This window comes from Rhodoplanes sp. Z2-YC6860 (assembly GCF_001579845.1).
In the GTDB taxonomy this organism is placed as follows: domain Bacteria; phylum Pseudomonadota; class Alphaproteobacteria; order Rhizobiales; family Xanthobacteraceae; genus Z2-YC6860.
In genome coordinates this window covers 5,756,946-5,783,781 of the sequence record NZ_CP007440.1, presented here as the reverse complement: position 1 = coordinate 5,783,781, position 26,836 = coordinate 5,756,946, and the positions used below count along the sequence as shown (strand labels likewise).

General features: G+C 61.8%; 24 protein-coding genes. All 24 read left to right on the top strand.

Annotation, left to right across the window (positions count from 1 at the left end; genetic code table 11):
- Positions 1 to 677: 677 nt before the first annotated feature.
- The 24 genes from RHPLAN_RS27300 to RHPLAN_RS27185 all read left to right on the top strand — a co-directional run bounded on the left by RHPLAN_RS27300 (position 678) and on the right by RHPLAN_RS27185 (position 26,833).
- Complete coding sequence (locus RHPLAN_RS27300; RefSeq protein WP_068031914.1) at positions 678 to 1,322, top strand: winged helix-turn-helix transcriptional regulator; 645 nt, start codon at positions 678 to 680, stop codon at positions 1,320 to 1,322.
- A complete protein-coding gene (nusG, locus tag RHPLAN_RS27295; protein ID WP_068024839.1) occupies positions 1,319 to 1,828 on the top strand; it encodes a transcription termination/antitermination protein NusG in 510 nt (169 codons plus the stop codon). The genes RHPLAN_RS27300 and nusG overlap by 4 nt, the downstream gene beginning before the upstream one ends.
- A 107-nt stretch (positions 1,829 to 1,935) precedes the next feature.
- On the top strand, positions 1,936 to 2,964 hold the full coding sequence (gene pseB / locus RHPLAN_RS27290; protein ID WP_068024837.1) for a UDP-N-acetylglucosamine 4,6-dehydratase (inverting): 1,029 nt from the start codon (positions 1,936 to 1,938) through the stop codon (positions 2,962 to 2,964).
- A 7-nt stretch (positions 2,965 to 2,971) separates the two neighbouring features.
- Positions 2,972 to 4,180 (top strand): UDP-4-amino-4,6-dideoxy-N-acetyl-beta-L-altrosamine transaminase, encoded by a 1,209-nt coding sequence (pseC, locus tag RHPLAN_RS27285; RefSeq protein ID WP_084245627.1) that lies wholly within the window; start codon positions 2,972 to 2,974, stop codon positions 4,178 to 4,180.
- Positions 4,177 to 5,325, top strand: coding sequence for an N-acetyl sugar amidotransferase (locus tag RHPLAN_RS27280; protein WP_068024831.1), 1,149 nt, complete (start codon positions 4,177 to 4,179; stop codon positions 5,323 to 5,325). Before pseC ends, RHPLAN_RS27280 begins: the two co-directional genes overlap by 4 nt.
- Positions 5,326 to 5,331: 6 nt before the next feature.
- On the top strand, positions 5,332 to 5,970 hold the full coding sequence (gene hisH / locus RHPLAN_RS27275; protein WP_068024829.1) for an imidazole glycerol phosphate synthase subunit HisH: 639 nt from the start codon (positions 5,332 to 5,334) through the stop codon (positions 5,968 to 5,970).
- A 9-nt stretch (positions 5,971 to 5,979) separates the two neighbouring features.
- Positions 5,980 to 6,735 carry an imidazole glycerol phosphate synthase subunit HisF gene (gene hisF / locus RHPLAN_RS27270; RefSeq protein WP_068024827.1) on the top strand — a complete coding sequence of 252 codons (756 nt, stop codon included), beginning with the start codon at positions 5,980 to 5,982 and terminating at the stop codon, positions 6,733 to 6,735.
- A 1-nt stretch (position 6,736) separates the two neighbouring features.
- Entirely contained in the window at positions 6,737 to 7,465 is a 729-nt protein-coding gene (locus RHPLAN_RS27265) for a cytidylyltransferase domain-containing protein (protein ID WP_068024824.1), read from the top strand.
- Positions 7,466 to 7,478: 13 nt separating this feature from the next.
- A complete protein-coding gene (locus RHPLAN_RS27260) occupies positions 7,479 to 8,111 on the top strand; it encodes a pseudaminic acid biosynthesis-associated methylase (protein ID WP_068024821.1) in 633 nt (210 codons plus the stop codon).
- Positions 8,108 to 9,559, top strand: a complete 1,452-nt coding sequence (gene pseG / locus RHPLAN_RS27255; protein ID WP_068024818.1) for a UDP-2,4-diacetamido-2,4,6-trideoxy-beta-L-altropyranose hydrolase — start codon at positions 8,108 to 8,110, stop codon at positions 9,557 to 9,559. Before RHPLAN_RS27260 ends, pseG begins: the two co-directional genes overlap by 4 nt.
- Positions 9,556 to 10,623 carry a pseudaminic acid synthase gene (gene pseI / locus RHPLAN_RS27250; RefSeq protein WP_198164515.1) on the top strand — a complete coding sequence of 356 codons (1,068 nt, stop codon included), beginning with the start codon at positions 9,556 to 9,558 and terminating at the stop codon, positions 10,621 to 10,623. The genes pseG and pseI overlap by 4 nt, the downstream gene beginning before the upstream one ends.
- Entirely contained in the window at positions 10,620 to 11,909 is a 1,290-nt protein-coding gene (locus tag RHPLAN_RS27245; protein ID WP_084245623.1) for a DegT/DnrJ/EryC1/StrS family aminotransferase, read from the top strand. Before pseI ends, RHPLAN_RS27245 begins: the two co-directional genes overlap by 4 nt.
- Positions 11,906 to 12,667 carry a cytidylyltransferase domain-containing protein gene (locus RHPLAN_RS27240; RefSeq protein WP_068024812.1) on the top strand — a complete coding sequence of 254 codons (762 nt, stop codon included), beginning with the start codon at positions 11,906 to 11,908 and terminating at the stop codon, positions 12,665 to 12,667. The genes RHPLAN_RS27245 and RHPLAN_RS27240 overlap by 4 nt, the downstream gene beginning before the upstream one ends.
- On the top strand, positions 12,664 to 13,623 hold the full coding sequence (locus RHPLAN_RS27235; protein WP_068024809.1) for a Gfo/Idh/MocA family protein: 960 nt from the start codon (positions 12,664 to 12,666) through the stop codon (positions 13,621 to 13,623). The genes RHPLAN_RS27240 and RHPLAN_RS27235 overlap by 4 nt, the downstream gene beginning before the upstream one ends.
- Positions 13,620 to 15,272, top strand: a complete 1,653-nt coding sequence (locus RHPLAN_RS27225; protein WP_157100516.1) for a hypothetical protein — start codon at positions 13,620 to 13,622, stop codon at positions 15,270 to 15,272. Before RHPLAN_RS27235 ends, RHPLAN_RS27225 begins: the two co-directional genes overlap by 4 nt.
- Positions 15,273 to 15,279: 7 nt before the next feature.
- Positions 15,280 to 16,422, top strand: coding sequence for a glycosyltransferase family protein (locus RHPLAN_RS39710; RefSeq protein WP_157100515.1), 1,143 nt, complete (start codon positions 15,280 to 15,282; stop codon positions 16,420 to 16,422).
- Positions 16,407 to 18,158 (top strand): hypothetical protein, encoded by a 1,752-nt coding sequence (locus RHPLAN_RS39705; RefSeq protein ID WP_157100514.1) that lies wholly within the window; start codon positions 16,407 to 16,409, stop codon positions 18,156 to 18,158. The genes RHPLAN_RS39710 and RHPLAN_RS39705 overlap by 16 nt, the downstream gene beginning before the upstream one ends.
- Positions 18,159 to 18,200: 42 nt before the next feature.
- Positions 18,201 to 18,845: a formyltransferase family protein gene (locus tag RHPLAN_RS27215; RefSeq protein WP_157100513.1), complete on the top strand. Its 645-nt coding sequence runs from the start codon at positions 18,201 to 18,203 to the stop codon at positions 18,843 to 18,845.
- A gap of 609 nt (positions 18,846 to 19,454) precedes the next feature.
- Entirely contained in the window at positions 19,455 to 21,344 is a 1,890-nt protein-coding gene (locus RHPLAN_RS27210; protein ID WP_068024792.1) for an ABC transporter ATP-binding protein, read from the top strand.
- Positions 21,345 to 21,365: 21 nt separating this feature from the next.
- Positions 21,366 to 22,460, top strand: a complete 1,095-nt coding sequence (locus RHPLAN_RS27205; protein ID WP_068024790.1) for a Gfo/Idh/MocA family protein — start codon at positions 21,366 to 21,368, stop codon at positions 22,458 to 22,460.
- Between the two features lie 19 nt (positions 22,461 to 22,479).
- On the top strand, positions 22,480 to 24,048 hold the full coding sequence (locus tag RHPLAN_RS27200; RefSeq protein WP_068024787.1) for an N-acetylneuraminate synthase family protein: 1,569 nt from the start codon (positions 22,480 to 22,482) through the stop codon (positions 24,046 to 24,048).
- 72 nt (positions 24,049 to 24,120) lie between these two features.
- The gene (locus RHPLAN_RS27195) at positions 24,121 to 24,729 is read left to right on the top strand and encodes an HAD family hydrolase (protein WP_237180220.1); all 609 of its coding nucleotides are present in this window, start codon (positions 24,121 to 24,123) and stop codon (positions 24,727 to 24,729) included.
- On the top strand, positions 24,726 to 25,439 hold the full coding sequence (locus RHPLAN_RS27190) for an acylneuraminate cytidylyltransferase family protein (protein ID WP_068024781.1): 714 nt from the start codon (positions 24,726 to 24,728) through the stop codon (positions 25,437 to 25,439). The genes RHPLAN_RS27195 and RHPLAN_RS27190 overlap by 4 nt, the downstream gene beginning before the upstream one ends.
- Positions 25,436 to 26,833 carry a CDP-glycerol glycerophosphotransferase family protein gene (locus tag RHPLAN_RS27185; protein WP_068024778.1) on the top strand — a complete coding sequence of 466 codons (1,398 nt, stop codon included), beginning with the start codon at positions 25,436 to 25,438 and terminating at the stop codon, positions 26,831 to 26,833. The genes RHPLAN_RS27190 and RHPLAN_RS27185 overlap by 4 nt, the downstream gene beginning before the upstream one ends.
- Positions 26,834 to 26,836: the final 3 nt, after the last annotated feature.

The following is a 26,836-nucleotide window of genomic DNA, read 5'->3' as shown; positions in this document are numbered from 1 at the left end:
AACCGAAAGCGGCGTTTGGCTTCCCATGCTGCAATAGTACTGAATCTCGCGTCGGCTCAGTCTGCGTCCTTCGTAGTAATCGTCGTCGTCCGACGCATAACCGCCTCTATAACTTCCGCCGCAGTAGGGCCTGACGCTAAGCGGGGTCTGGCTCCCTTGGCTGCAATAATAGTCGATCTCCTCTTGGCTCAATTGACGTTGCGGGCGGTAGCTGTTGCGCGGAGCGCTGCGACCTCCACAGTACGGCCTCACGCTGACGGGCGTTTGAGAGCCCATGCTGCAGTAATATTGAAGATCGCGTGCGTTGTACTGAGCTTTGGCCTCGGATGTGATGCTGCGCCAGGCAGCGAAAACGAATGCCAGAGCAATAACAAATTTCATCGTGGTCGCCCTCATGGATTAGGTCTCCGACCGAGACTGCAATGGGCGAGATGAACGAGAGCCGAATGCGGTAGGTGACAAAGCGGCGGAAATTCAAATCTGGCACTGCCAATTCAATCAAACCCAAGGGCACAGGTAATCACAATTTCCAATTAATATCAAAGTCTTAGACTTAAGTCTCTGCTTCACAATGCAGGAGGCATCCTGGCTTGACGTTCAAACTGTGAACGCTGTAAACAGTTGGCGTGTTCAGGGTATGAACGCCCGTGCGAGACGTGGAGTAGGGGGGCGTGAAGATGTCATCTGTCGACGCCGAACTTCACGACGAAAAAGCCCAGGATCAGATCGTGCTTGGCGTGCTGGACGCGATCGACCGCGATCCATCGGTCACCCAGCGCTCTCTCGCCCGCGAACTCGATATCGCACTGGGCCTCACCAACGCCTACCTCAAGCGCTGCATCCTCAAGGGGCTGATCAAGGTCAGCCAGGTTCCGGCGCGGCGGTATGCCTATTACCTGACGCCCCAGGGCTTCGCCGAAAAATCCCGGCTAACCGCGTCCTACCTCACCCATTCGCTGTCGTTTTTCCGCAAGGCTCGCACCCAGTGCGGCGAGATGTTTGCGGGCGCCGTCGCTCGCGGTCAGCAACGTGTGGTGCTGGTCGGTGAGGGCGATCTTGCCGACATCGCGTCGCTTGTGGCGCGCGACTACGCCATCAAGATCGTCGGGGTTGTGCCCTGGACTGGGAACGCCCAAGCCGCGGCAGCGGCGATGACAGCACTCGGCCCGGTCGATGCCGCATTCATCACGACCGTGGTCCAACCGCAGGATGCCTTTGACGCTGTGCGCTCGGCCATCGGAGCCGAGCGCGTCTATGCGCCCGGTCTGCTCCGTCTGCGCAAGCCTGGACCGGTCGACGCAACCGCGGAGGCGTCGCGATGAGCAGCGATCGCCGTTGGTACGTGGTGCATACGCAGCCCAATCGCGAAAGTCGGGCCGCGCTGAATCTGAGGCGGCAGGGCTTCAACGCGTATCTGCCGATGTTCAAGCGGATGCGGCGCCATGCCCGCAAAACCGAGGAGGTGTCGCGGCCGCTTTTCCCGCGCTACCTGTTCGTCGAACTCGATCTCAGCCTCGAGCGCTGGCGTTCGATCTATTCGACGTTCGGCGTCAGCCAGCTGTTGACGGCCGGCGAGGAGCCCCTTCCGGTGCCGGCCGGCATTGTTGAAGAAATACGTGGCCGCGAAGGCAGCGATGGCTTTGTCGCACTCGGGCTGCCGCCGGGCATCGGCCCGGGAAGCCCGGTTCGTCTCATCGACGGAATTTTTGCCGAATCCAAGGGCGTGCTGGACCGCATCGCGGACCAGCACCGGGTTTCGGTTCTGCTGCAACTGCTGGGACGCGAGGTTCGCGTTTTCGTTCCGGCAGCCCATGTGGGCACGGTCTGATCTAACAGGACCGCGTCAGTTTCAAACCGGCGTGCTCGGGTGAGCGATTCACCCGAAGTGCGGTAGCGTGCCTCAATCGTCTCCACACGAAGTCCCAGCGATCAAACATGACATCCCGTAGCTTCAACAATCCCATGCCTCTGCTTGACGATCGCGCCATCATGGTTACCGGAGGCACTGGCTCGTTCGGGCGGGCGTTCGTGCGCTACCTGCTGACCCAGACCAATGCGCGGCGCATCATCATCTTCTCGCGCGACGAGCAGAAACAGGACGCAATCGCGCGTGACATGAATGCACTCGATTCGCAAGCCCGCCTTCGCTTCTTCATCGGCGATGTCCGTGATGAGTCCCGGCTCGAACTCGCGATGCGCGATGTCGACGTGGTGGTGCATGCCGCGGCGCTGAAGATCATTCCGACGGCCGAATACAATCCGTTCGAGTGCATCCTCACCAACGTGCATGGCGCGGAGAACGTCGTGAAGGCCTCGCTTCGCAACGGCGTCAAGAAGGTCATCGCGCTTTCGACTGACAAGGCCGCGAACCCGATCAATTTGTACGGAGCCTCGAAGCTTGCCTCCGACAAGATCATGGTGGCGGCCAACAATCTGTCCGGCCGCAACGGCGCGAAGTTCGCCGTGGTGCGCTATGGCAACGTGATCGGCTCGCGCGGCTCGGTCGTTCCGCTGTTCGAGGAACTGGTCAAGCGCAACGTCAAGGCGCTGCCGATCACCGATCCGCGCATGACGCGGTTCTGGATCACGCTGGAGCAGGGCGTCAGCTTCGTGCTGTCGTCGCTCGAACTGATGAACGGCGGCGAGATTTTCGTGCCGAAAATCCCCTCGATGCGCATCACCGATCTGGCGCGCACCATCGCGCCCAATCTGCCGCACGACGTTGTCGGCATCCGCCCGGGCGAGAAGCTGCATGAGATCATGATCACCGAGGACGACGCGCGGCTCACGCTCGAAATCGACGACCGCTACATCATCTGCCCGCCGCAGCTCGACTGGCGCCGGGGGCACCTCGAAAAGGTGGGCGCCAAGCCCGTGCCCGAAGGCTTCCACTATTCGTCCGACATCAACACCGAATGGCTCGACGGCCCGACGCTGAACGGCATGATCGGCAAGGCTGCGTGAGGCTGACGTGAGTTTCCTGCCCTACGGGCGTCACTCGATCGACGACGACGACATCGCCGCGGTGGCGGCGGTGCTGCGCGGCGATTTTCTTACCACCGGACCCAAGGTGGATGAGTTCGAGGCTGCCTTCGCGCGCGCGACCGGTGCTGAGCATGCCGTGGTCTGCAACAGCGGCACGGCGGCACTGCATCTCGCGGTCCTCGCCCAGGATCTCGGGCCGGGCGACGCGGCGGTGGTGCCGACGGAGACGTTCCTTGCGACCGCCAACGTGGTGCGCATGACCGGCGCCGAGGTGGTGTTTGCCGATGTCGATGCCGACAGCGGACTGCTCACGTCCGAGGGACTTCAGCAGGCGATTGATCGCGCCCGGGCCGCAAAGCTCAAGCCGAAGTTCGCATTGCCGGTCCATCTCGGCGGCCAGCTCTGCGATATGGCGGCTCTCGCGGCCGTCGCCAAAGCGAATGGCATGGTGCTGATCGAGGACGCGTGCCATTCGCTCGGTGTGCCGGATGTCGGCGCGACGCCGCATTCGGTTGCGGCTTGCTTCTCGACGCACCCGGTGAAGGCGATCGCGACCGCCGAGGGTGGCGCGGTGACGACCAACGATGCGGCCGCGGCAGCGCGTATGCGGCGGCTGCGCAGTCACGGCATGGTGCGCGACGCAGCCGACTTCCAGAATCGCGATCTGGCGTTTCAAAGCAACGAGCCGAATCCCTGGTATTACGAGATGCAGGAGATCGGCTGGAATTACCGCATTCCCGACGTGCTCTGCGCGCTGGGCATCAGCCAATTGAAGAAGCTCGAAGGCTTCTGGCGCCGTCGCATGGCGATCGCTGCGCTGTACGACCGGTTGCTCGCACCGCTCGCTCCGGTGATCCGTCCGGTGCCGCATGGCGCAAGGCCGCACGGCTGGCATCTCTATGCGGTGCTGATCGATTTCAAGACGCTCGGCGCGACGCGGAAATCCGTGATGGAATGGCTGCGCGCCCGCAATGTCGGCACGCAGGTGCATTACATCCCGGTGCATCGCCAGCCGTATTACCGCGAGCGCTACGGCGTGCTCGATCTCCCCGGCGCCGACGCCTACTACAGCCGCTGCCTGTCGCTGCCGATGTTTCCGCTGATGTCGGACGCCGATGTCGCGCACGTGGCGGACGTGTTGGCCGAACTCGCCGCAGGCGGCGTCGGCCAGAAGCAAGGTTCGACCGGCCGATGATCCGTTTCTGTGCGCGCTGCCTTTATCCGGAGACCAAGCCGGATCTCGGGTTTGACGACCGCGGGGTTTGCTCGGCCTGCATCGGCTTTGAAGGACGCAAGGCGGTCGATTGGGATGACCGGAAGAAGCAGTTCACCGAGCTGACCGGCCGCTATCGCTCCAAGGATGGCAGCAATTACGACTGCATCGTGCCGGTGTCGGGCGGCAAGGACTCGACCTATCAGGTCATCCGCCTGCTGCAGCAGGGGCTCAATCCGCTGTGCGTGACGGCGACGACCGACTCGCTCTCGGGCATCGGCCGCCGCAATCTCGAGAACATCGCCAAGCTCGGTGTCGACCACATCGAAGTGACGATGAATCCGGTGGTGCGGCGGCGGCTGAATAAATTGGCGCTGACCGAGATCGGCGACATTTCCTGGCCGGAGCATGTGGCGATCTTCACGGTGCCGGTGCGGATGGCCGTGAAGCTCGGCGTGCCGCTCCTGGTGTGGGGCGAGAACTCGCAGAACGAATACGGCGGTCCGGCCGCGGCACAAGAGAACAGCGTGCTCAACCGCCGCTGGCTCGAGGAGTTCGGCGGTCTGCTGGGCTTGCGCGTGACTGATGTGATTGGCATCGATGGCATCGAAGCGCGAAATCTCGTGCAATATTCCTATCCGACCGATGCCGAGTTGCAGTCGGTCGGCGTGACCGGACTGTTTCTCGGCTACTACTTCCCGTGGGACGGCTATCAGAACGCGCTGATCGCGCAGGGCTTCGGCTTCGAGACGTTGCCGACGATGGTCGAGGGCTCGCTCGCCAACTACGAGAACCTCGACAACTATCAGACCGGCATCCACGACTACTTCAAGTATCTGAAGTTCGGCTTTGGCCGCGCGACCGACATCGCCAACAATCACATCCGCCGCGGCCGCCTGTCGCGCGAGGACGCTGTGGCGATGGTGAAGCGGCGCGACGGCAAGTTTCCGTGGACCTATCTCGGCCGCCCGATCGACGAAATTCTCCGCGAGATCGACATGACCGTGGACGAGTTCCAGACAGTCTGCGACCGCTTCACCAACAAGCGGCTGTTCAAGATCGACAACCGCAACAAGCCGATCCGCGATCGCGATGGCAATCTCGTGCCGCTGTTCGAGCTGCAATAATCCGACATGACTGCCGGTCTCACCGTCGTCGTCGACTATGGTCTCTGCAACATCGACTCGATGACGCGCGCGCTCGAAGAGTGCGGTGCCAGGGAGGTGGTGCGGTCGCGCGATCCGCGCGTAGTCGGCAGGGCCGACCGTATCGTGCTGCCGGGCGTCGGCAACTTTACGGCTGCGATGCGCAACATCCGCGAGTTCGGCTTGTTCGAGGTGATCCAGGAGGCGGGTGCTGCGCGCAACACGCCGTTCCTCGGCGCGTGCCTGGGCATGCAGCTGATGGCGACGAGCAGCAGCGAGGGCGCCACCAACGGTTCGACGCCGGGGCTGGGTCTCGTGCCGGGCGAGGTGGTACGGCTTGCGCCAGCCAACGGCGACGAGCGCATTCCGCACATTGGCTGGAACGAGGTCGTGCCGCGGACGGGCTCGGTGCTGTTCAACGGCGGCGGGCCGTCGGATTTCTATTTCGTGCACAGCTTTCATGTCCGGCTGGCCGATGCGAAGGACGAAGGCGGGCGCACGCCCTATTGCGGCGGCTTCACGGCCGCGATCGAGGCGGTGGGCCGGCCGATCTTCGGCACGCAGTTTCATCCCGAAAAAAGCCAGAAGAGCGGCTTCCGGCTGCTCAAGAATTTTCTGGCGGTCTGAGACAGCATCGTGCTCAAGACACGGATCATCCCGACCTTGCTGTTCAAAGGCGTGGGCCTGGTGAAGGGCGTTGGCTTCGATTCCTGGCGCCGGGTCGGCACGGCGCTGCAGTCCATCCGCGTCTACAATCTGCGCGAGGTGGATGAACTCGTGTTCCTCGACATCGCGGCGACTCCGAACAGCGGCCGGCCGGATTTCCAGGAGATCGACGAGCTCGCTGACAACTGCTTCATGCCGATGACGGTGGGTGGGGGCGTGAAGTCGATCGACGACATCCGCGATCTGCTCGCGGTCGGCGCCGACAAGGTTGCGATCAACACCGCTGCGGTCGAGATGCCGGAGCTCATTCGCGACGGCGCTGCCGAGTTCGGCGCGCAGTGCATTGTCGTGGCGATCGACGTGAAGCGCGATGGCGGCAAGCTCGAGGTCATGAGCCATTGCGGCCGCACTGCCACGGGTCGCGCTCCGGTCGAATGGGCCAAACAGGCCGAAGCGCTCGGCGCCGGCGAAATCTTGCTCACCTCGGTGGATCGCGACGGCACGATGCGCGGCTACGATGTCGATCTGGTGCGCGATGTCGCGGCGGCCGTCGGAATTCCCGTGATCGCGTCCGGCGGCTGCGGCGAATACCAGCACATGGCCGATTTGCTGAGCGGCAGCCGGGCTGCGGCGGTCGGCGCGGCGTCGATGTTCCATTTCACCGAGCAGACGCCACGTGAGGCGAAGAAGTATCTCGCCGAACGTGGCTTCGCTGTGAGGCTCTGACTTGACCACCGCCGTCATCGTTCAGGCGCGCATGGGATCGAGCCGGCTCCCCGGCAAGGTGATGCAGGAGCTTGCCGGCCGCACGGTTTTGCATCACGTGCTGGAGCGCTGCCGCGCGATTCCGGGCGCCGACCTTGTGGTCTGCGCAATGCCGGACGAGCCCCAGAGCGCCCCGCTTGAAGCGGTCGCACGTGAGAGCGGCGCGGCGACGTTTCGCGGCTCGGAAAAAGATGTGCTGGCGCGCTATCTCGGCGCGGCGCGAAGCGTGAAGGCCGATATCGTGATGCGGGTCACCAGCGATTGTCCGCTGATCGATCCGCAGGTGTGCGGCGAGGTGCTGGCGCTGCGTCGAGACTCCGGCGCGGACTACGCAGCCAACAACACACCACGCACATATCCACATGGGCTCGATTGTGAGGCCTTCACCACGGCGGCCTTGGTCGAAGCGGAGACCAGCACCAGCGAGGCTCACGACCACGAACACGTGACGCCCTGGCTGCGCCGGGCCCCACATCTCAAGCGCGCCAATCTTTCGTCCGGCAATCCCGCGCTCGCCTCTCACCGCTGGACGCTCGACTATCCCGAGGACCTTGAATTTTTCCGCGCGGTGTTTGCGGCACTTCCGAAAGGCAGCCCGGCGCGGATCAATGAAGTCCTGGCGATGCTCGCGGAGCGTCCGGACATCATCGCCATCAACGCCGGCCGTTCGCTCGAACGCGCGGCTTCCTGACAAGCTGAACATCATGAGCAACTCCACCACACCGCAGGCGGCCTTCTGGCAGGGCGAGTTCGGCGATTCCTACATCGACCGCAACGTCGCCTCGCCGGAGCAGTTGCAGGCGCGGCGCGCGATGTGGTCTGAGATCCTGTCGCACACACTGCCAGCGCCGCCGAAGTCGATCCTGGAGGTCGGCGCCAACCTCGGCATCAACCTGCGCTCGCTCCGGGCTCTGACCAGCGCGCGCTTTCTTGCGTTGGAGCCGAATGACAAGGCGCGCCAGCGGCTGGTCGATGACGGCGTCCTCAAGGCCGAGGACCTTCGCGGCGGGCTTGCCACCAAGATCGATTTTGCCGACGGCGCGGCCGATCTGGCGTTCACATCGGGCGTGCTGATCCACATCCACCCCGATCAGCTCGAGGCATCGGTGCGCGAAATCCATCGCTGCTCGGCGCGCTGGATCGCGGCCATCGAATATTTCTCCGACAAGCCGGAGATGATCCCTTACCGCGGCCACAACGACCGGCTGTTCAAGCGCGACTTCGGCGGCTTCTGGCTCGATCTGTTTCCCAATCTTCGCGTCACCGCCTACGGCTTCGCCTGGAAGCGAGTGACCGGCCTCGACAATCTCACATGGTGGCTGTTCGAAAAGCCATGACGGCTTACGCCGTGTTTCGTTGCGATGCGTCGCCCGCGATCGGCGGCGGCCATGTCATGCGTTGTCTGGCTTTTGCCGAAACGCTGGCGCTGGCCGGCTGGTCGATCGGCTTCGTCACGCGGCGCGACGGGCTCGCGGCCGTGCCGGCGCTTGCGGCCAGCGGGCATGCGATCGTCGATGCCGAAGGAAACGGCCAGGCGCAGATCGAGGATCGCGCCACGCTGGTCGTGGTCGACCACTACGGGCTCGATGCCAAGTTCGAAGCGGCCGTGAAACGTCAGGGCCGCACCGTTGTGGTGTTCGACGATCTGGCCGATCGCGCACATGATTGCGTTGTCCTCGTCGATCCGACCCCCGGCCGCGCCGCGTCCGATTACGCCGGCAAGGGCGCGCGACGGCTCCTGCTCGGCGGCCAGCACGCGATCATCCGCCGGGAATGGCAGCAGCAACGGGCGGAAGCCGTTGCGCGGCTCGCAACAGGTGGAGCGGTCAAGCGCATCATCGTTTCGATGGGAGCGACGGACCCAATCGATGCGACGAGCAAGGTGCTGGCGGCGCTCGCTCTGGCGAAACTCGACGCAGACGTCGATGTCGTGGTCGGGGCCGGTGCGCCGCATCTGGAGAGCGTGCGCAAGCAAACAGGCGCGCGGGTGTCGCTGCATGTCGGCCCCGGCAACCTGCCGGCTTTGACGGCTGCGGCCGATCTTGCGATTGGCGCGCCAGGCACGTCGAGCTTCGAGCGCGCGCTGCTCGGCTTGCCGGCCATCCTGATCCCGACCGCCGACAACCAGCGGTTCAATGCGGCGGCATTCGCGGCCTCCGGCGCGGCTGAGGTTTTGACTGCCGATATTCTCGATCAGCCGGCGGCGCTTGCCGCGAAAATCGAAGAGCTTGCGGCCGATCGCGCGCGGCGCACCGCCATGTCGCGCGCGGCGTCGGCCACGACCGACGGCCGGGGCGCGCAGCGGCTCATGGCGGTGATCGCCGGTCGCTGGCGCACATCCGACGGCAGCGAGGTTTCGCTGCGGCTGGCCGATGCAGCCGATTCCGATTGGCTGCTGAAGCTGCAAAGCAAGCCGCAGACGCGGCGCTTCGCGCGCCACGCGTCGGTGCCGAGCATTGACGAACACAAGAGCTGGGTGAGCGCGACCCTGGGCAATCCGGACCGGATGCTCATGATAATCGAGGCCGAGCGGGCGCCGATCGGCATGCTGCGGCTCGATCGCGTGGCCGCGGATGCGCCGACCTACGAGGTCTCGATCGCAATCGATCCCGACTGGCATCGGCGCGGCGTGGGTCTTGCGGCGCTGTCTCTGGCGCGGCGTGTTGTGCCAGGCGCGGACATCCTTGCCACCGTTCTGCCCGGCAACGAGGCTTCGGCGGCGTTGTTCAAGGCCGCTGGCTATCAGTTCGAAGCGCCCGAACGTTTGCGGAGCCGCGCGGCGTGAGCACGACCATCACCATCGACGGCCGCACGATCGGCGCGGGCCACCCGCCTTACGTGATCGCCGAGCTCAGCGGCAACCACAACGGCGAGCTTTCGCGGGCGCTGCGCCTGGTCGACGTCGCGAAGGAGGCCGGCGCCGACGCGGTCAAGCTGCAGACCTACACCGCCGACACCATCACCATCGATCACAACGGTCCGGGCTTCGTGATCGAAGGCGGGCTCTGGCATGGCCGCAAGCTGCACGAGCTTTATCAGGAAGCTTCGACGCCCTGGGACTGGCATCCGGCGATCTTCGAGCATGCGCGCAAGATCGGCATCACGTGCTTCTCGTCGCCGTTCGATGCGACTGCGATCGTTCTTCTGCAAAAGCTCGGCGCGCCGGCCTACAAGATCGCTTCGTTCGAGATCGTCGATCTGCCGCTGATCCGGCGGGCGGCAGCCACCGGAAAGCCCCTGATCATCTCCACCGGCATGGCGACGCCCTCCGAGATCCGGGAGGCCGTGGACGCCGCGCGTGAGGCGGGAGCGAAGGAGATCGCGCTGCTCCATTGCACCAGCGGCTATCCGACGCCTCCCGAAGAAGCCAACCTCGCGACCATTCCGCACCTCGAAAAGACGTTCGGCACGGTGGTCGGACTGTCGGACCACACGCCTGGCAGCGCCGTTCCGATCGCGGCGGTGACGCTGGGCGCTGCGGTGATCGAGAAGCATTTCACGCTGGCGCGGGCCGACGGCGGGCCGGATGCGGCGTTCTCGCTCGAGCCGGACGAATTGAAAGCCGTAGTCGATGGCTGCCGCACGGCTTCTGCCGCCCTGGGTGCGGTGCGCAGCGGTGCGGCGCCAAGTGAGAAGCCGAACATGATGTTCCGCCGCTCGCTTTACGCCGTGAGGGACATCGCGGCGGGCGAGGTGTTCACCGAGAGCAACATCCGCTCGATCCGGCCCGGCTTTGGGTTGCCGCCGAAACTGTTGCCGGACGTGTTGGGCCGGCGCGCCGCCTGCGGCATCGCGCGGGGGACGCCGTTGAAGTCCGAGCATCTGAGTGGAACGGAGAAGTCCCGTTGAGCACGCTTGCACTGCTGGGCGGAAGTCCGACGCTGAACGTGCCGTTCCGGCCTTATATGACGATCGGCGCGGAGGAGCGCGCCGCGGTCGATCGCGTGATGTCGTCGGGCAGGCTTTCGGGCTTCATCGGCGCGTGGTGCGACGAGTTCGGCGGTGGCCCGGAGATCGTCAAGTTCGAGGCCGCGTGGCGCGCGAAGTTCGGCGTCAAACACGCGATCTCGGTCAACTCCAACACCACGGGCATGATTGCCGCGATGGGAGCCGTTGGCGTCGGGCCCGGCGACGAAGTGATTGTGCCGCCTTACACCATGTCGGCAACCGCGATGGCGCCGTTGTTCTACGGCGGCATCCCCGTGTTCGCCGACGTCGATGCCGAAACTTATTGCCTCGACGTCGACAGCGTGCGCGCGGCAATCACGCCGCGAACCCGTGCGATCCTGGTGGTGAATCTGTTCGGCCATGCCGCGAAGCTTCATGAGTTGCGCGCGCTCGCAGACGAGCATGGCCTGGCGCTGGTCGAGGACAATGCGCAGTCGCCGCTCGCCACCGAGCGGGGCCGCTACACCGGCGCGATCGGCCACATCGGCGTCTTCAGCCTGAACTATCACAAACACTTCCACACCGGCGAAGGTGGCGTCTGCATCACGGACGACGACGATCTCGCGTTGCGTCTGAAGATGATCCGCAACCACGGTGAAAACCTCGTCGAGCCGCTTAACGTGGCCGACCTGACCAACATCGTCGGTTTCAATTTTCGCATGACGGAGCTGAGCGCCGCGATCGGCGTCGAGCAGCTCGGCAAGTCCGATCGTCTCGTCGCCGGCCGCGAGGCGATGGCCAACCGATTGTCGGAAGGCGTGCGTGGGTTGCCCGGTCTCAGCGTGCCGGTGGTGCGCGAAGATTGTCGGCACGTCTACTACGTCTGGGGCGCGCGCTACGATGCCTCCAAGACGGGGGTGTCGCGCGCGATGCTGGCCAAGGCGCTCAACGCCGAAGGCGTGCCGACTGGCGAAGGCTATGTCCAACCGCTCTACATGCTGCCGCTGTTCCAGAAGCGTGTCGCGATCGGCGGGCAGGGCTTCCCGTTCAACCTGACCAACCGGCACTACGGCCCTGGACTTTGCCCCGTCGCCGAGAAGCTTCATCACGAGCAGATGCTGGAGTTCTGGATCTGCTCCTTCGATCTCTCGGACGCGGAGCTGCAGAGCACCATCGAGGCCTATCACAAGGTGTTCGAGAATCTGCCGGCGCTGGCCGATTTCGAACGGCGGCAAGCGCAGGCATGAGCAAGCCGCGCATCATCGCGACGATCGAGGCGCGGATGACGTCCCGCCGTCTGCCAGGCAAGGTGCTGATGTCGGCCGGCGGGCAGCCCATGCTGGGTGTGCTGATCTCTCGGCTTCGCACAGCGAAGAGCCTCGACGGTGTTGTGCTCGCCACGACTGTCAATGCAACGGACGACCCGGTGGCGGCGCTGGGGCGTGAGCTTGGCATCGGTGTGTTCCGCGGCAGCGAGGATGACGTGCTCGGCCGGGTCTGCGGTGCGCTCAGGTCGGCGCAGGCCGATGTCTGTGTCGAGATTACCGGCGATTGCCCGCTGATCGATCCGCAGATTGTCGATGAGGCGATCGCGGAGTATCTCAAGACCAGCACGGTGAACCGCTACATCAGCAATTCCGATCCGCACCGGTCCGTTCCTGCGGGTCTCGACGTGCAGGTGTTCGACGCAAAGGCGCTGTACGAGCTCGAAGCCGAAACCGACGACCCCGCAGACCGCGAGCATGTGTCGTTCGGATTTTACCGGCCTGAAAGCCACGGCAAGTGGAAGCCGCGGTTTATCGCCCATCCGAGCTGCGTCGGCGGCGAGGATCTGCTTGTCACGCTCGACTACAGCGAAGACTACCGGATGATGCGCGAGCTGCATGAACAGCTTTCCGCGCATTCGCCTCGCTATGGCGCGGCCGACATCGTCCGCTGGATCAAAGATCATCCCGAGATGCACGACTCCTGCCGAGCGGTGCGTTCGACGGAACTGGTTTCGTGAGCGGCTTGCTGGTGGGCATCATGGGCGCGGGCCAGATGGCGCAGGGCTTCGACAAGCCGGGCGACGCGCACGTGCTCAGCCTCGCGCACGCCGTGAGCGCGTCTTCGTCGCTCCGGCTGGGCGGCTTCTATGATCGCAGCGTCGAGCGTGCCAGAGCCGCCGAGGCGAAATGGGGATGCCCGGAAACGCCGCGCGACCGCGCTGAATGGCTGCGCCAGCCGTGGGATATCGTCTGCATTGCGACCCCCGATGAACGGCACGCCGACGATCTGCGCGATGTGCTGGCTTGCCGGCCGAAAGCCGTCCTGGTCGAGAAGCCGCTCGCGACGGATGCTGCCAAGGGCAGCTGCCTGCTGAAGGAAGCAGCAGCGGCCGGAATCCCGGTGCTGGTCGATTTTCCGCGCCGGTTTCATTCCGGCGTCAGCGCGGTGTCGCGGCTGATCGAGGACGGCAAGGTCGGCGCGCCGATCGCCAGCACGTTTGTCTATTCGGGAGAGGCGAGCCATTCGGCGAGCCACATGCTCGATCTGTTTCACGCCTGGTGGGGCGGCGGCTGGTCGGCCGAGTTGAAGGGCCGGCACGGCAGCACCACGCTGATCGAGCTCAGCCGCGGAACCGGCAGGGTCGCGGCGACCTTCATCAGCATGCCGGCCAGCGCCTATTATGTTTGGGAAATGCGGTTGTACTGCGCGTCCGGCAAGATCGAGTTGTCGAACAACCCGGAAACCCTGACGGTAGACCTTCTCGCGCCTCATCCGCTCTATCCGTCGTTCACGGTGCTGACGCACAAGCATACATTCGCGATGGAAGGCGAGCCGTTGCTGAACCGGACATTCGAATCGTTGAACGCCATCGCCAGCAATCAGGCTGACGGGCTCCGCCAGCTTGCGCGTGAGGCTGAGAGCCAAGCCTTCAGTGGGCAGCTTCTCGCGGTGTTGGAAGGACGCCGGGCGTGACGGCTCTGCTGCTCAAGGCGATAGACCCATCCCGTTGGAGGCGACTAGGCGAACGTTACATCGCTCAGTGGCGGCAGCGCCGCGCGGCGGACAGATTAGATCGTTTGTTGAGCGGCCTTGAGCCCGCTCGGCCAGCCGCGGCGGGAGAGGGCACCGTTGTCGCGGATGGCATGTGGTTCAACCCGAACCATTTCTTTCGGCTGCGGCTGTTTCTCGAAGCACTGGCCGCAAAGGGTGAAAATTTCCGACTTCTTGGCATTCTTCGAAAGAAGAGTGATATCCGCGCGCTGAATGCGCTTCGGCGCTTGGGCTTTAGCGAATTCTTGTTTGTCGAAGAAGATGACGAATTCTGCACAGAGCACTTCCGCAAGGAAGCTGATGCATTGCTAGCCAAAGTTAGATGCTATCAAGATTTACTGGACATACCGCTGCCGGAGGGAGTGCCAGCCTACACGTATTACGACACGGTGCTAAAGCTCGCAGCACATCCGCAGCCACTTCTGCGAGACCCAATTTGGTCGAAGACGCTGGCTGAGACTCTTCGGAACGTTGCAATCTATCGGCGCGAACTTGATCGGCGGAAGATCGTCCACGTCGTGTTAAGTCATCCTTGGAAGAGCGAATGGGCGACGTTGCTCTGGCTAGCCATTGGACGAGGAATTCCGTCTTATCACCTCACTGCGTTCTGCGAGGCGATCCGCATCCGCCGCTTCCGCTCCCGTACCGACTATGCGACGCCGGTCGAGCATCTGCCTTTCGATCAATTTGAAAGCCTTGCGCCTATAGTCCAACAGCAACTGTCAGAAGTCGGGCGAGAAGATTTGGCTAGGCGCGTAACCGGAACCTCGACCGACATCAACGCGCGCTACGCTTTCAATCCGGCAAAGCGGATTAACGATCGCAATGCGGCCCGACTCATGCTCAGCGGCCAGACCGCGCGGCCCGTGGCCGTGGTCTATTGTCACATCTGGTTTGATTTTCCGCATACTTTTGGAATGAAAAACTTCGCAGATATGAAGGACTGGATGGAGTGCACAATTGAGCATATCAGGACCTGCGATGATGTTGTTTGGCTTTTAAAACCGCATCCCACAGAGAACTGGTATGGCGGCTTTTCGTTGGCCGATATGGCGCAAGACTTGCCGTCTCACGTACGCGTGTTGCCGTTGAATACTGATTCACAAACGGTAATGACTGCCGCGGATGCTATCGTGACAGTACATGGAACGATTGGTCTGGAAGCTGCGGCGCAAGGGCTGACTGTCGTAATGGGCGACCGCAGCTATTTTTCTGATTGGAAGATAGGATATGCGGCGCAAAGTCGCGATGACTATCGCAGGCTCCTCAGCAGCATCTCGCGACTTCCGGAGCCTGAGAACATTGCGCGGGAGCGCGCTATGGCTTGTTTTGCAACGGCGTTATCAAAGCCACCAAGTTTTGTCGACGCTTTGGAGATGAGCTGCGACAGCAGCGGCCTCGCTTTGTATGCCGAAATCACAGATCGCCTTATGAGTCGACCAGACGAATGTGTGCGCGAAATCGAGCGTTTAGCGGCGTTCTTGAAGCAATCTGAAATCGACTCATACGCCGCCTTTAGTCTGGTTAATGCTCTCTCTCGGAAAATTCCGGCCAAAAGCGCTGTCGCTTAATCGTCCCGTGTCGAGCTTCATCAATCACAACCACAAGATTACGCGCGTGCTACTTGCTGGTAACGATTCCGGCGGTCTTAACGTCATCGCGCCGCTCTTGCGTGAATGGAATGAAGACTCCCGGTTTACTCCGCATTTTCTAGCTGGGCCGAGAGTGCGGCGTGAATTCAGATATCGATTGCCGGGCATTCAGTTCGCGCCGGGCGCCGATGAACTGACCGAGAGGCTTTGTCACCGTCCCGGTGAACTCGACGGCTATCTGCGAGGATTGCTTCTAAAAGGGAGATACGACGTAGTCGTCTGTGGTACCTCGGCCAACGCGCTGCTCGAAAAGCGTTTGTTGCACACCGCGAGGTCGCTAGGTGTGCCGTGCGTCGCGATTTGTGACATGTGGTGGGCATACACCGAACGTTTCCATGACGGACAGAATTGGACACTACCGGATAGGCTTTGGGTGCTTGACGATGCGATGCGGGTGGCGGCAGAGCAGGTTGCATGGCCGTCAAAGCTGGCGATTGATGTGGTGGGCAGTCCATTTTTCGCGCAACTAATGCGGCGACGAATGAATAACGGCGGAGATACGGCCCGCACGATTCGATATATCTCGGAGCCTGTTTCGACAAGTTTTCCAGAGGCTGGCATCAACGAGTTTGCCCTAGCTGACATGTTGGTTTCCGCTATGGCCACCGCCAAGCTCGATGCGCCGATCGTCTTTAGGCCACATCCTGCCGACTCGATTGAGGCGTGGCGTCGCTGGACATATGCGCGTCGTGCGCAAGGTGTCTCACTCGACACCCTCCCGTTAGAGGAGGCTATAGCGGATACGCGTCTTGCCGTTGGGATTTCCTCAATAATGCTAGCGGAGTTGCGTATATGTGGGGTGCCAGCGGCTTCGCTGCAGCCGACAGGTGTCGATAGAAATTATTATTGTCTGCCATTCGAAGATCTTGAAATTGCGCGAATTCCAGACGAGCAACGACTCGCCGACTGGCTAATTTTGCGGGAGCATAAGAGCGACGTAAACGCTGCTGCTATCCATTACGGCGCAATCGAAAGGGCAACTGATCAAATTCTATCATTGGTCTCAGCCTCGACCACTGACGTGAACGCGCAGAAATGCGTAGGCGCTGCTGATTGTCGAAATCGATGAGCAAGGCCCCCCTATTCACGCGTGGTACAAACAGGCTGCGTGAAATGATAGAAGTGCGCCTAGACCGGGCTTTTGCATTCTCCCATCCAACTGGTTGGGCCGCCAAGGCAATAGATGTGCTCGCGCCATTCCTGGCGCGGCTTACTCCGAATGACAAATGGTCTTTGCCCGCCCATTTGCCGCTATGGGTTGAAGCACTAAAGGTTCCTCCGCTGCCATGCAGAGTGCCCCCAAAGCGGATTTTCATCATCTCGCTTTATCGCGGGCAGTTCACCTTGGATTTGGTTCTGGCAATTCTTCTCGCGTGGAGGGGCCATCATATTACATTCGGCTATCTTCCGCGGCTTCAGAGCCCTATTAAGCCGCCCCTTCGCGATCATCCTTCTTCGAAATTTTATCTCGCCCGCACATTGATGCGCATGGAAGGGCTGTCCTGCGGCCGTATTCGATGCGTTGATTTGTCCGAAGAAGCTCTAACTACACCAGACGTCGATGGTATCGGAATTGATGACAATGTGAAAAGCGACGTAGTCATGTTCTCTCGTCGAGAGACGATTGATATGGCGGATACGGAAACAAGAGAAGCATGGAATTATTACAAGGCTCAAGCTTTGTCGGCGCGGCAGCTCGCTCGCTCATTCTTCATCAAAAACAAACAGTCGTTTGATCTATGCTTGGTAGCGAATGGCACCACATTTGAACCCGCCCAATTTTGTCATGTCGCAAAAGAGGTTGGTCTCCCTGTCAACACATTTGAAAAATTTGCTTTTCGCAGCGTGCGCATTCTTACTCATGGCGACGACATACAGAGCTTCAAAGATTTAGCTAAAGCCTGGGACCGACGGTTCGACCTCGGATATTTGGAAGAGGGCTTCTTACAGTTCGCTACGGGGCGGGCGTATGGTCTACTTCAAGAGCGTCGCAATGCATCAAAAGCGACATGGGCGTGGACACTTCAGAACAGCCCACAGCAATCAACCGATGAAAGCTTGATTGCTGCCGGTATTGGACCGGAAGCACCATTCGTGCTGGTCTGCCCGAATGTGCCCTACGATGCTGGTTATTCCGGGCTCTTAGGCATTTTTCCAAGCATGCGCGACTGGTTGCGCCGCACGGTAACAACGCTACTGGAGCGCACCAATTTGCAGGTGGTAGTTCGCGCCCATCCAGCGGAGGGAGCTCACTGGGGCGGAAAAGAAAGTAGTGCGGAGACTCTCTCTCATTTGTTAAATCACCCCCGTTTAATTTTCATCGCTGATAATCAGAAAGTGAATACTTATGGCTTGATGGAGCGATGCAAGTTCGGGGCGGTGTTTTCATCTACGACCGGACTTGAAATGGCAATGATGGGGAAGCGTGTCGTTGTTGGCGCCAGTGTTTATTACGCCAAGCGTGGCTTTACGACTGAGGCTGATAGCCTCCCAGCATACGATGAGATGTTGATCCAGTTAGCGAGCGAAGAACGGCTAGAGTCGTTATCTAACGAACAGCGCGACGGCGCTAGATTGTTTCATTTCCTGCTCCACTTCATCATTCAGTGGCCGTATCCCTACGATAAGCCGAGCGACATCCGGCGTTTGCCGCCCGCAAACCTGCTCAAGGGCGACGTCGCAAAATATCTACCGTTTCTGGATGCTTTGACGCTTACGGCCGAGGAATGGGAAACGCAAATGGTGGACTACCTGCGTCCCGGTGTTGCTCATGTTCCGGTTAACGTCCAAGCGTCAGGACGATAGCTTGTGCGTATAGGTTGCCTTAGCACGATCAACGAGCCGTTGTTGCCGTATTGGCTTCGTGAACTGTCGGGGCTCGACGCCGAAATGGTCGTGATCCTCGACGAAAAAGCATTGGCCGATGCTGACGTCGAGCGATTCCGTGAAAGAACCGAGGGGGCGTTTCCCCGAGTGAGTATGTATAATTACAGTGAATGGCCGTTCTACTTAGTTCCGAACCACAATGGCTTGGAGACGGTCGCGATTGTCAAGAATCTTGGACTCGATCTCCTGTTAAACTGCGGTACTCCTCGCATTATCAAGAGCCCGTTGCTCAAAGCTCCTCGCATCGGTGTTTTGAATTGTCACCCAGGTAAGCTGCCTGATTATCGGGGGTGCACTGTAGTTGAGTGGGCTCTTTTCAATGGAGATCAGGTCAGCAACACAGCGCATTTGATGACAGAAGAAATCGACTTAGGCCCTATCGTCGTAACAGAGACGGTAAATTTGAAGCCCGATGACTCCTACGTTAATATAAGGGTCAAGGTCTATAAGGCTAACATTGCGCTTCTCGCCAAAGCAGTTGGGATGTTGATCGTCGACGGAAGCAATTTTTCTTCGCCATCAGGAGCGGGGAAGTATTGGAAGCCAATCGATGATGAGCGACTTAAGTTGTTAAAGAGCTGGCCGATCAAAGGTCAGTATGGTTGAGAAAGCCAAGAGAGTTCCCTGGGCGACAGTGAACGGTCTAGTAGACAACCGAAAGACCTGAAAGTTCACTTGAGGTATGTTCTTGATAAGTTCTATGAGTCCTTGCTCACTGAGGGCGTCTTATGAGTCCTTGCTCACTGAGGGCTTCTTCGGAGACGTGCGGCTGATGGAGCGGGTTGCGGCGCCTGCAGGCGTGGGTCGTTCCCACGTCCCAGGGTGCGATGCCATCGTCCGTCTCCGATGAGGGGGCCGCCTTCAGTGGCAGGGCGCGATCGGGTGAAGGGCCAAGGCAACGCGGCCTTAGGGAAGGGTTCGTCCCGCACCGTCCGATCGAATCTCGAACGGCGGTATCGCAATAAATCGCCGCGGTGGAGCGCCGGAAGGCGCGCCTGCCCCGCAAGGGCGGGCGGGGTGCCTTCGCAAAGGTGCCCCAGTGAGACCTGCGCCGTTTCGGCGCTCCGCCTCCCTCAGGGGAGGCAAACAGAACCTGGGCACGCGCCAGGAACAGAGCGATCCATCATTTACCGGCCCTGTGCCGAGTCGAAAGTAAATTGTGCGCGCCTAGCGCGCCGCGCCCTGTGCAAACGCGCTTAAATACCAACTAGTCGAATGTCAGCGCCCAATCTCGCTTTCACTATCGAACTCAAGAATATTGTCCGCTTGAGCTGGGAACTGCTGACCAGGCGAGAGCGCACCGAAGTTGCGGGTCTCGCCGTTGCCATGATGATCAACGGTCTCCTTCAAACTTTCTCGCTGGCTCTATTGATACCCTTCATCGGGCTTATGCTCGATCCGTCTGCTCTCAAGAGTCATGCCCGACTGGCGACATTGGACCGGTTTTTTAATAGTCCGCCGGCCGAGACGCTGCTGGCCGGTTGCGCCATTGCGCTTCTGGTGGTGGTGATTGCCAAAGATGTGTTCGAATATTTTGTGAGCCGTTACCAGAACCGTCTGATCGCCCGTGTCGAACGCCGCGTCTCCGGCGATCTTTTGACCCAGTGTATGGCCGCACCCTATGAGTGGTTCCTGTCAAACAGCACCGCGGAACTCCAAAACGCCGTCATGACTCATGTCGTCGTGTGGGCGCGCGCCGGGTTGAAGGGCGCGCTGTCAATGACTAGCAACGGCGTCTTGATCCTCTCGTTCGTCATTTTTCTCGCCGCTATTGATCCCCTGTTTAGCATTGCAGTCAGTTTGATTGGCGCGGTGCTCGGCTTCGCAATTCTGGCGTTGGTTAAACGGCGCATGCGACGGCTTTCCGCGGAAAAGCACGAGGCGCACAACGAGACATTCAAGTTCCTCAGCCATGCGATAGGCGGCTTCAAAGACATCAAGATCAATGGGAGGGAAACTTATTTCGTCCGACGGTATGTAGACGCACAACGGGTGTACGCCGACTCCGAGGCGTCATTGGCGTCGCTGCAGAATATTCCGAAGTATGCCATCGAGATTGCGATTGCTGTGATCCTCGTGGCGATCGGTCTTGTGGCGGCGCGTTCCCAAATACGCGCCGAGATGGCTACGACACTGGCCGTGTACGGTGTCGCGGTGATCAGAATGGTGCCGATATTCAACCAGGTCTCGGGCACCGTCGCCCAGTTTCATATGGCGGTGCCGGCGATCTGGAATGTTCGACGCACCCATCTTGAACTGGCCGAACTCGCTGCAAAGCAGGCTGCTGTCTTCGATAATCCTGTTATGGCGAAGTGGGACAGCATCAAAGTCGAGGACATCCAGTACGCCTATCCGAGCGCCGCGCTGTCTGCCATCGAAGGCATCTCATTTGTCGTTGAGCGCGGCATGCGCCTGGGCGTCGTCGGACGTTCAGGTTCTGGAAAGACCACGTTGGTCGACATCCTGACCGGACTGCTTCCGCCAAGCCACGGCCGGGTGGTGATCGGCAGCCAGGAGCTGACGCTGGGCAATGCTTCGTCGTGGCGCCAGCAGATCGGTTACGTGCCGCAAGCTCCGTTCATCGCCGAAGGCACGCTCGGCTTTAACGTCAGCCTCGAGACCGACGCTGGAAAAATGGACGAGCGGAAGGCGCTAGAAGCGCTGCACGTGGCGAACCTGGGAGACCTGCTCCAGCACGAGATGCGGTCCGGGCTGTCCTCCGAGATCGGGGACAGGGGCAACCGTCTTTCCGGCGGTCAGCGCCAGCGTGTCGCCATCGCGCGAGCGCTCTATCGCGATCCGAGCTTGCTGATTTTCGACGAGGCCACGAGTTCGTTGGATGCCGAGAGCGAAAATGAGATTTCGCTGGCGCTCGGCCGGATTTCGCGTGACAAGACCATTCTGATCATTGCCCACCGGTTGTCGACCGTGAGGGACTGCGACCGGATTCTCGTGCTGGAGAAGGGCGCGGTGATCGGGTTCGACAGCCACGACAACCTGATCCGGACCTGTCCGACCTATCGGCGCTTCGTGGAGCTCGGCGATCTGTCGCCCGGCGCGCCGAACGAAGACGAAAATCCCGCCGCGGTGGTCGCGGCCAAATAGTAGCAGAACTGACGACAAGGCATGAAAGTCAAAGTCATCGGCGCCGGCTCGATCGGCAATCATCTCTCGAATGCGTCCCGCAGGCTCGGTTGGAGCGTCGATCTTTGCGATACCGATCCCAAGGCGCTGGCGCGGGCGCGCGACGAGATCTATCCGCAGCGCTATGGCGCGTGGGATCCGGCGATCTCTCTGTTCGAAGCGCGCGACGTGCCGAAGGGCGGCTACGATCTCATCATCGTCGGAACGCCGCCTGACAGCCATATCAAACTCGCGTTGGCAGCGGTCGAGGAGAAGCCCAAGGCGGTGCTGGTCGAGAAGCCGTTGTGCGGTCCGGCGCTCGAGGGCGCGCAGCAGCTCCATGATCTGGCCCACGCTAAGGGCGTAGCGATGTTCGTCGGCTACGACCACGTGGTCGGACGCGCGGCCGGCGCCGCGGGCGCGCTGATCGGGAAGGGCGGGCTTGGTGCGATCTCGACCATCGACGTGGAGTTCCGCGAACACTGGGGCGGCATCTTCGCCGCGCATCCGTGGCTCGCCGGCCCCTGGGAAACCTATCTAGGATTCTGGAAGCGCGGCGGCGGCGCTTCCGGCGAACATTCGCACGCGATAAACTTGTGGCAGCATTTCGCGCATCTGGCCGGCGCGGGAAAGATCGTCGAAGTGCAGGCGATGCTGGACTTCGTTCGCGATGAGAAAGTCGACTACGATCGGCTCTGCGTGATGAACCTTCGCACCGAGAAGGGCCTCGTCGGGCGCTGCGTGCAGGACGTGGTGACGCGTCCGGCGCGCAAATGGGCGCGGCTTCAAGGCGCTGAAGGCTATGCCGAATGGTGGTGCGGCCGCGAGCCCGGCGTCGATGTCGTGCTTTCGGCGGTCTCGGGCGGCGATGTCGCCGAGCAGAAGATATCGAAGACACGCCCGGACGACTTCATCGAGGAACTCAAGCATCTCGATGCCGCCCTCAAGAATGATTCGGCGGCGTCGCCGATCGCGCTGGCACGCGGCCTCGATACCATGCTGGTGGTGGCGGCCGCGCATCGTTCGGCCGAAACCGGCCGACGCGTTCGCATCGACTATGCGCGCGGCTATACGCCGGACGCGCTGGTGACGGCCTAAGAGGATTCGGGAGGTACCTATGACGGAAGCCATCGGACATTTCGACTTTCGGAATCTCTTTGTCCTCGACATGGCCAACAACCATCAGGGCAGTGTCGAGCACGGCTTGAAGATCATTGACGGCTGTGCCGACGCCGTGGCGAAACACGGTGTGCGCGCCGCGATCAAATTCCAGTTCCGCAATCTCGATACGTTCGTTCACGTCGACCACATGACGGGAACGAGCAGCAACAAGCACGTGCCGCGCTTCCTCTCGACGCGGCTGTCCTGGGCGCAGTTCGGCGAGCTCCTGACCGCCGTGCGCCGGCGCGGACTGATTTCGATGTGCACGCCGTTCGACGAGGCGTCGGTCGACCGCATCGCCGAGATGGGCTTCGATGTGATCAAGGTTGCGAGCTGCTCGGCGCGCGACTGGCCGCTGCTGGAGCGCGTCGCGGCCACAGGGCTTCCGGTCATTGCTTCGACCGGGGGGCTTCTTCAGGAGCAGGTCGACGATCTGGTGAGCTTCCTTCAGCATCGCGGCTGCGACTTCGCGCTGATGCATTGCGTGTCGATCTATCCGACGCCGGACGCTGCCTGCCATCTCGGCAACATCGCCAATTTCCGTGAGCGCTATCCTGGCCGCGTGATCGGCTGGTCGACTCACGAGAATCCCGCCGATATGGTGCAGGTTGGCCTCGCGTCTGCGCTCGGCGCGCAGATGTTCGAGCGCCACGTTGGCGTTGCGACAGACACCGTCAAGCTGAATGCCTATTCGGCAACGCCCGAGCAGGTCGATCAATGGTTCGCGAGCTGGAAGCGGACGCAGGTGCTGATCGGCTCGCGGCCGCGCCTGCCGGCGCTGCCGGAGGAGCGAGCCGCGATCGACGATCTGAAGCGCGGCGTCTATGCGCGCGGCCCGATCGAGGCCGGCACGGTGCTGACGCGCGATCTCGTCTATTTTGCGTTCCCTTGTGCGCCCGGCGCGCTGGAGAGCGGCAGATGGAAGGACGGCATCGTCGCGAAGACCAACATCGCAGCCGATGCGCTGGTGCCGGAAACCGAGGTCGATATTCCGGGCGATGCCGACGAGAAGATCATCAAGGACGCCGTGCACGAGGTGAAGGCGCTGTTGAATTTCGCCAAGGTGCCGCTGAACAACGAGTTCACGGTCGAATATTCGCACCACTACGGCGTCCGCAACTTCCGCAAGATCGGCGCGGTGCTGATCAATATCATCAACCGCTCCTACTGCAAGAAGGTGCTGGTTCAGCTCGCCGGACAGTTGCATCCCTTTCACTTCCACAAGCTCAAGGAAGAGACGTTCCTGGTGCTGTGGGGCGAACTGCATGTCGAGGCCGACGGCCGCTACAAGAAGCTCGAGCGCGGCGACACGCTGCTCGTGCTGCCCGGCGTCTGGCACCGCTTCTGGACCGAGACCGGATGCGTGTTCGAGGAAATCTCGACCACGGCATTCGCCGATGACTCGGTCTATCGCGACGAAGCCATCAACAAGCTGTCATCCGCGCAGCGCAAGACCAACGTCGACCACTGGGGGCGCTTTCAGCTGAAGGATCAGCTGCGCGCCGCTCAGGTGCCGAGCCAGTAGCCTTCGTCGTCAGTGTTCCGGGCCATCGTCTTCGATTTCGACGGCACCTTGGTCGATTCCAACACCATCAAAGTGTCGTGCATGCACGACGCCGTCGCTGGCATGACCGGCGGCCGCGAGGCTTTGCAAAAGGCGTTGCAGTTGGGCGGCGACCGCTATCGGTTGTTCGCCGTGGTGGCGCGGCAACTCGATCCGGACGGCGATCAATTGGACATCGAGAAGCGTGGCTATCAGCTCGCGATGGACTATGGGCGGCGTTGTGCGCGGGCGATTGCGGCGGCGCCGGAACGGCGCGGCGCGAGATCGGCATTGGCCGCGTCGAAGCGGCGGGGATTGAAGCTCTACATCAATTCCGCGACGCCGCGCCGCGACATCCTGGGGCTCCTTCGGGCGCGCGGGATCGCCGGCCATCTGGACGGGACGCTCGGGGCTCCGACTTCGAAAACGGATAACCTCAGAAGGCTGATGAGGTCGGAGCGTCTGTCGGCGCGGCAGGTGGTCGTCGTCGGCGACAGCATGGACGATCTCGTTTCGGCGCGCACCGTGGGAGCCTGGTTTGTCGCCGTGACCGTCGAGCCGCGCATCCGCGAGCGTGTCGCGTATGGCATCAAGGATCTGAATCTGCTGCTGCCGTTGTTGGACCGGCTGGCGCGACGTCCTCTTGCCCGGGTGCGTCAATGATCGCCGGCCGTACGGTTCTTGCCGTGGTGCCGGCGCGCGGCGGCTCCAAGGGCATTCCGCTCAAGAATTTGCGCGAGGTTGGCGGCCGCTCGCTGGTCGCTCGCGTCGGCGATATCGTCAAACAGGTGCCGGAAATCGACCGCGCCGTGGTGTCGACCGACCATGCCGAGATCGCCGAGGCCGCCAAGGCCGCAGGGCTCGATGCACCGTTCATGCGGCCTGAGTCGATTTCCGGCGACCGCATCGGCGACTACGACGTGCTGTGGCACGCCCTGCAGGCGACCGAAGCCGTCGATGGCCGCCGCTACGACGTGGTCGTGATGCTGCAACCGACATCGCCGCTGCGCACGCCGGCGCATGTCTCTTCGACCATCCGGATGATGGCGGAGGGCGGCTGGGATTCGGTCTGGACGGTTTCGGCGACGGATTCCAAGGCGCATCCGTTGAAGCAGCTGACCGTCGCGGACGGCAAGCTTGGCTACTACGATCCGAACGGCGGCGCGATCATCGCGCGCCAGCAGTTGAAGCCGGTCTATCACCGCAACGGCATCGCCTATGCGATGACGCGCGAGTGCCTGGCGGATCAGGGCTCGATCATGGGCCGCAAGGCCGGTGCGCTGGTCATCGACGGCGAGCATGTGTCGATCGACACCGAGTGGGACATCGAACTGGTCGAGTGGGTTTTGTCGCGCGAAAAACTGCAAACATGAAGGTTCTGGTTTTTCTCGAGCACGACATCATCTGTCGCCACTTCGTGATGAGCGGCGCGCTCCAGCCGTTGGTCGAGCAGGCCGATGTCCGCTTCATTTTCCCGAACGACGGCGGCAAGCGCGTCAAGCTCGATCCGGCCCAATTGCCGCTCGGTGCGCCGTTCGAGAAGGTCGCCGTGGATGCCAAGCGGCAGCAGACCTGGCGTTGGCTGCTCTATGTCGATCAGCTCAAGTATCGAGCGGGCGAGCATGAGGCGGCGATTCGCAAGTTCCGCTGGAAGCTTCTGGGCTGGAAATCGGCAGCGCTGCTGACACTGGCCGGTCTGCCGCTCGGCGGCATGGTGTTCCGGCGGATCGTGGACAAAAGGCTTTCCGCGCAGCCTCCGCGCGCGCTGGCGGACCTTCTCGATCGCGAGCGGCCCGACGTTGTGTTGCATCCCAGCGTTCTCGACAGCGTCTTTCTCAACGATCTCGTGGTCGAGTGCCGGCAGCGAGCCATCCCGCTGGTTGTCGCGATGAACTCCTGGGACAACCCTTCAACGAAGCGCGCCATGGTTGGCGCGCCGGACTGGTTGTTGGTCTGGGGGCCGCAGACCCGTGATCATGCGGTGCGGTTCATTCGCATGGACCGCGACCGTGTGGTGCCGTTCGGTGTGGCACAGTTCGATGTCTACCGCGATCGGCCACGCATCGACCGCGCACAGTTCTGTGCCGATCATGGACTCGATCCAAGCCGCCGGGTCATTCTGTTTGCCGGCTCCAACGCCCAGACCGACGAGCTTGCGGCGTTACAGGCGCTGGATCGGGCCGTCAGCGACGGCCGCCTTGGTAACGTCTCGTTCGTCTATCGGCCCCATCCTTGGGGCGGCGGCGGCCGCTATGGCGCCCGTCTCGCCCGCGCCAAGTTCGATCACATCGTGGTCGACCGCAACATGCGCGCCTATCTCGAAGCGATCGGAGCAGGCAACAAGCATATGTCGCTGCCGGACTATCGCGACACCCACGATATTCTGTGCTCCATCGACGGCGTCATCTCGCCGATGTCGACCATCCTGCTCGAGGCCGCGCTGCATGCAAAACCGGTTGTGGCCTATACGCCAGCCGGTGCTGACGGATCGGAGCAGTTGGCGAATTCGCTGCCCATGCTGCATTTCGCCGATTTCCTCAAGTTGCCGGAGATCGGTCATGCCTCAACAACTGACGATCTGATCCAGGTGACGGCGCAAATGGCGGACCCGGCAGAAGGCGTGAAGCGAGGCCGGGAGTTTCAGCGCGCCGCGGGCCACTTCGTGACGCCCTTCGAGCGTGCCTGGCGGGACCGGCTCGTGGACTTCCTGCGCGACGATGTGCTCGCGGGACGGGGCAGCGGCATGCTGCCGCGTGCCGCCGAGTAATGC

Coding starts and splice junctions, on each gene's coding strand:
- nusG (WP_068024839.1), top strand. CDS start 1,319: ATGAGCAGCGATCGCCGTTGGTACGTGGTGCATACGCAGCCCAATCGC.
- RHPLAN_RS27300 (WP_068031914.1), top strand. CDS start 678: ATGTCATCTGTCGACGCCGAACTTCACGACGAAAAAGCCCAGGATCAG.
- hisH (WP_068024829.1), top strand. CDS start 5,332: ATGACTGCCGGTCTCACCGTCGTCGTCGACTATGGTCTCTGCAACATC.
- RHPLAN_RS27205 (WP_068024790.1), top strand. CDS start 21,366: ATGAAAGTCAAAGTCATCGGCGCCGGCTCGATCGGCAATCATCTCTCG.
- RHPLAN_RS27210 (WP_068024792.1), top strand. CDS start 19,455: ATGTCAGCGCCCAATCTCGCTTTCACTATCGAACTCAAGAATATTGTC.
- RHPLAN_RS27260 (WP_068024821.1), top strand. CDS start 7,479: ATGAGCAACTCCACCACACCGCAGGCGGCCTTCTGGCAGGGCGAGTTC.
- RHPLAN_RS27190 (WP_068024781.1), top strand. CDS start 24,726: ATGATCGCCGGCCGTACGGTTCTTGCCGTGGTGCCGGCGCGCGGCGGC.
- RHPLAN_RS27240 (WP_068024812.1), top strand. CDS start 11,906: ATGAGCAAGCCGCGCATCATCGCGACGATCGAGGCGCGGATGACGTCC.
- RHPLAN_RS27280 (WP_068024831.1), top strand. CDS start 4,177: ATGATCCGTTTCTGTGCGCGCTGCCTTTATCCGGAGACCAAGCCGGAT.
- pseB (WP_068024837.1), top strand. CDS start 1,936: ATGACATCCCGTAGCTTCAACAATCCCATGCCTCTGCTTGACGATCGC.
- RHPLAN_RS27185 (WP_068024778.1), top strand. CDS start 25,436: ATGAAGGTTCTGGTTTTTCTCGAGCACGACATCATCTGTCGCCACTTC.
- RHPLAN_RS27200 (WP_068024787.1), top strand. CDS start 22,480: ATGACGGAAGCCATCGGACATTTCGACTTTCGGAATCTCTTTGTCCTC.
- pseG (WP_068024818.1), top strand. CDS start 8,108: ATGACGGCTTACGCCGTGTTTCGTTGCGATGCGTCGCCCGCGATCGGC.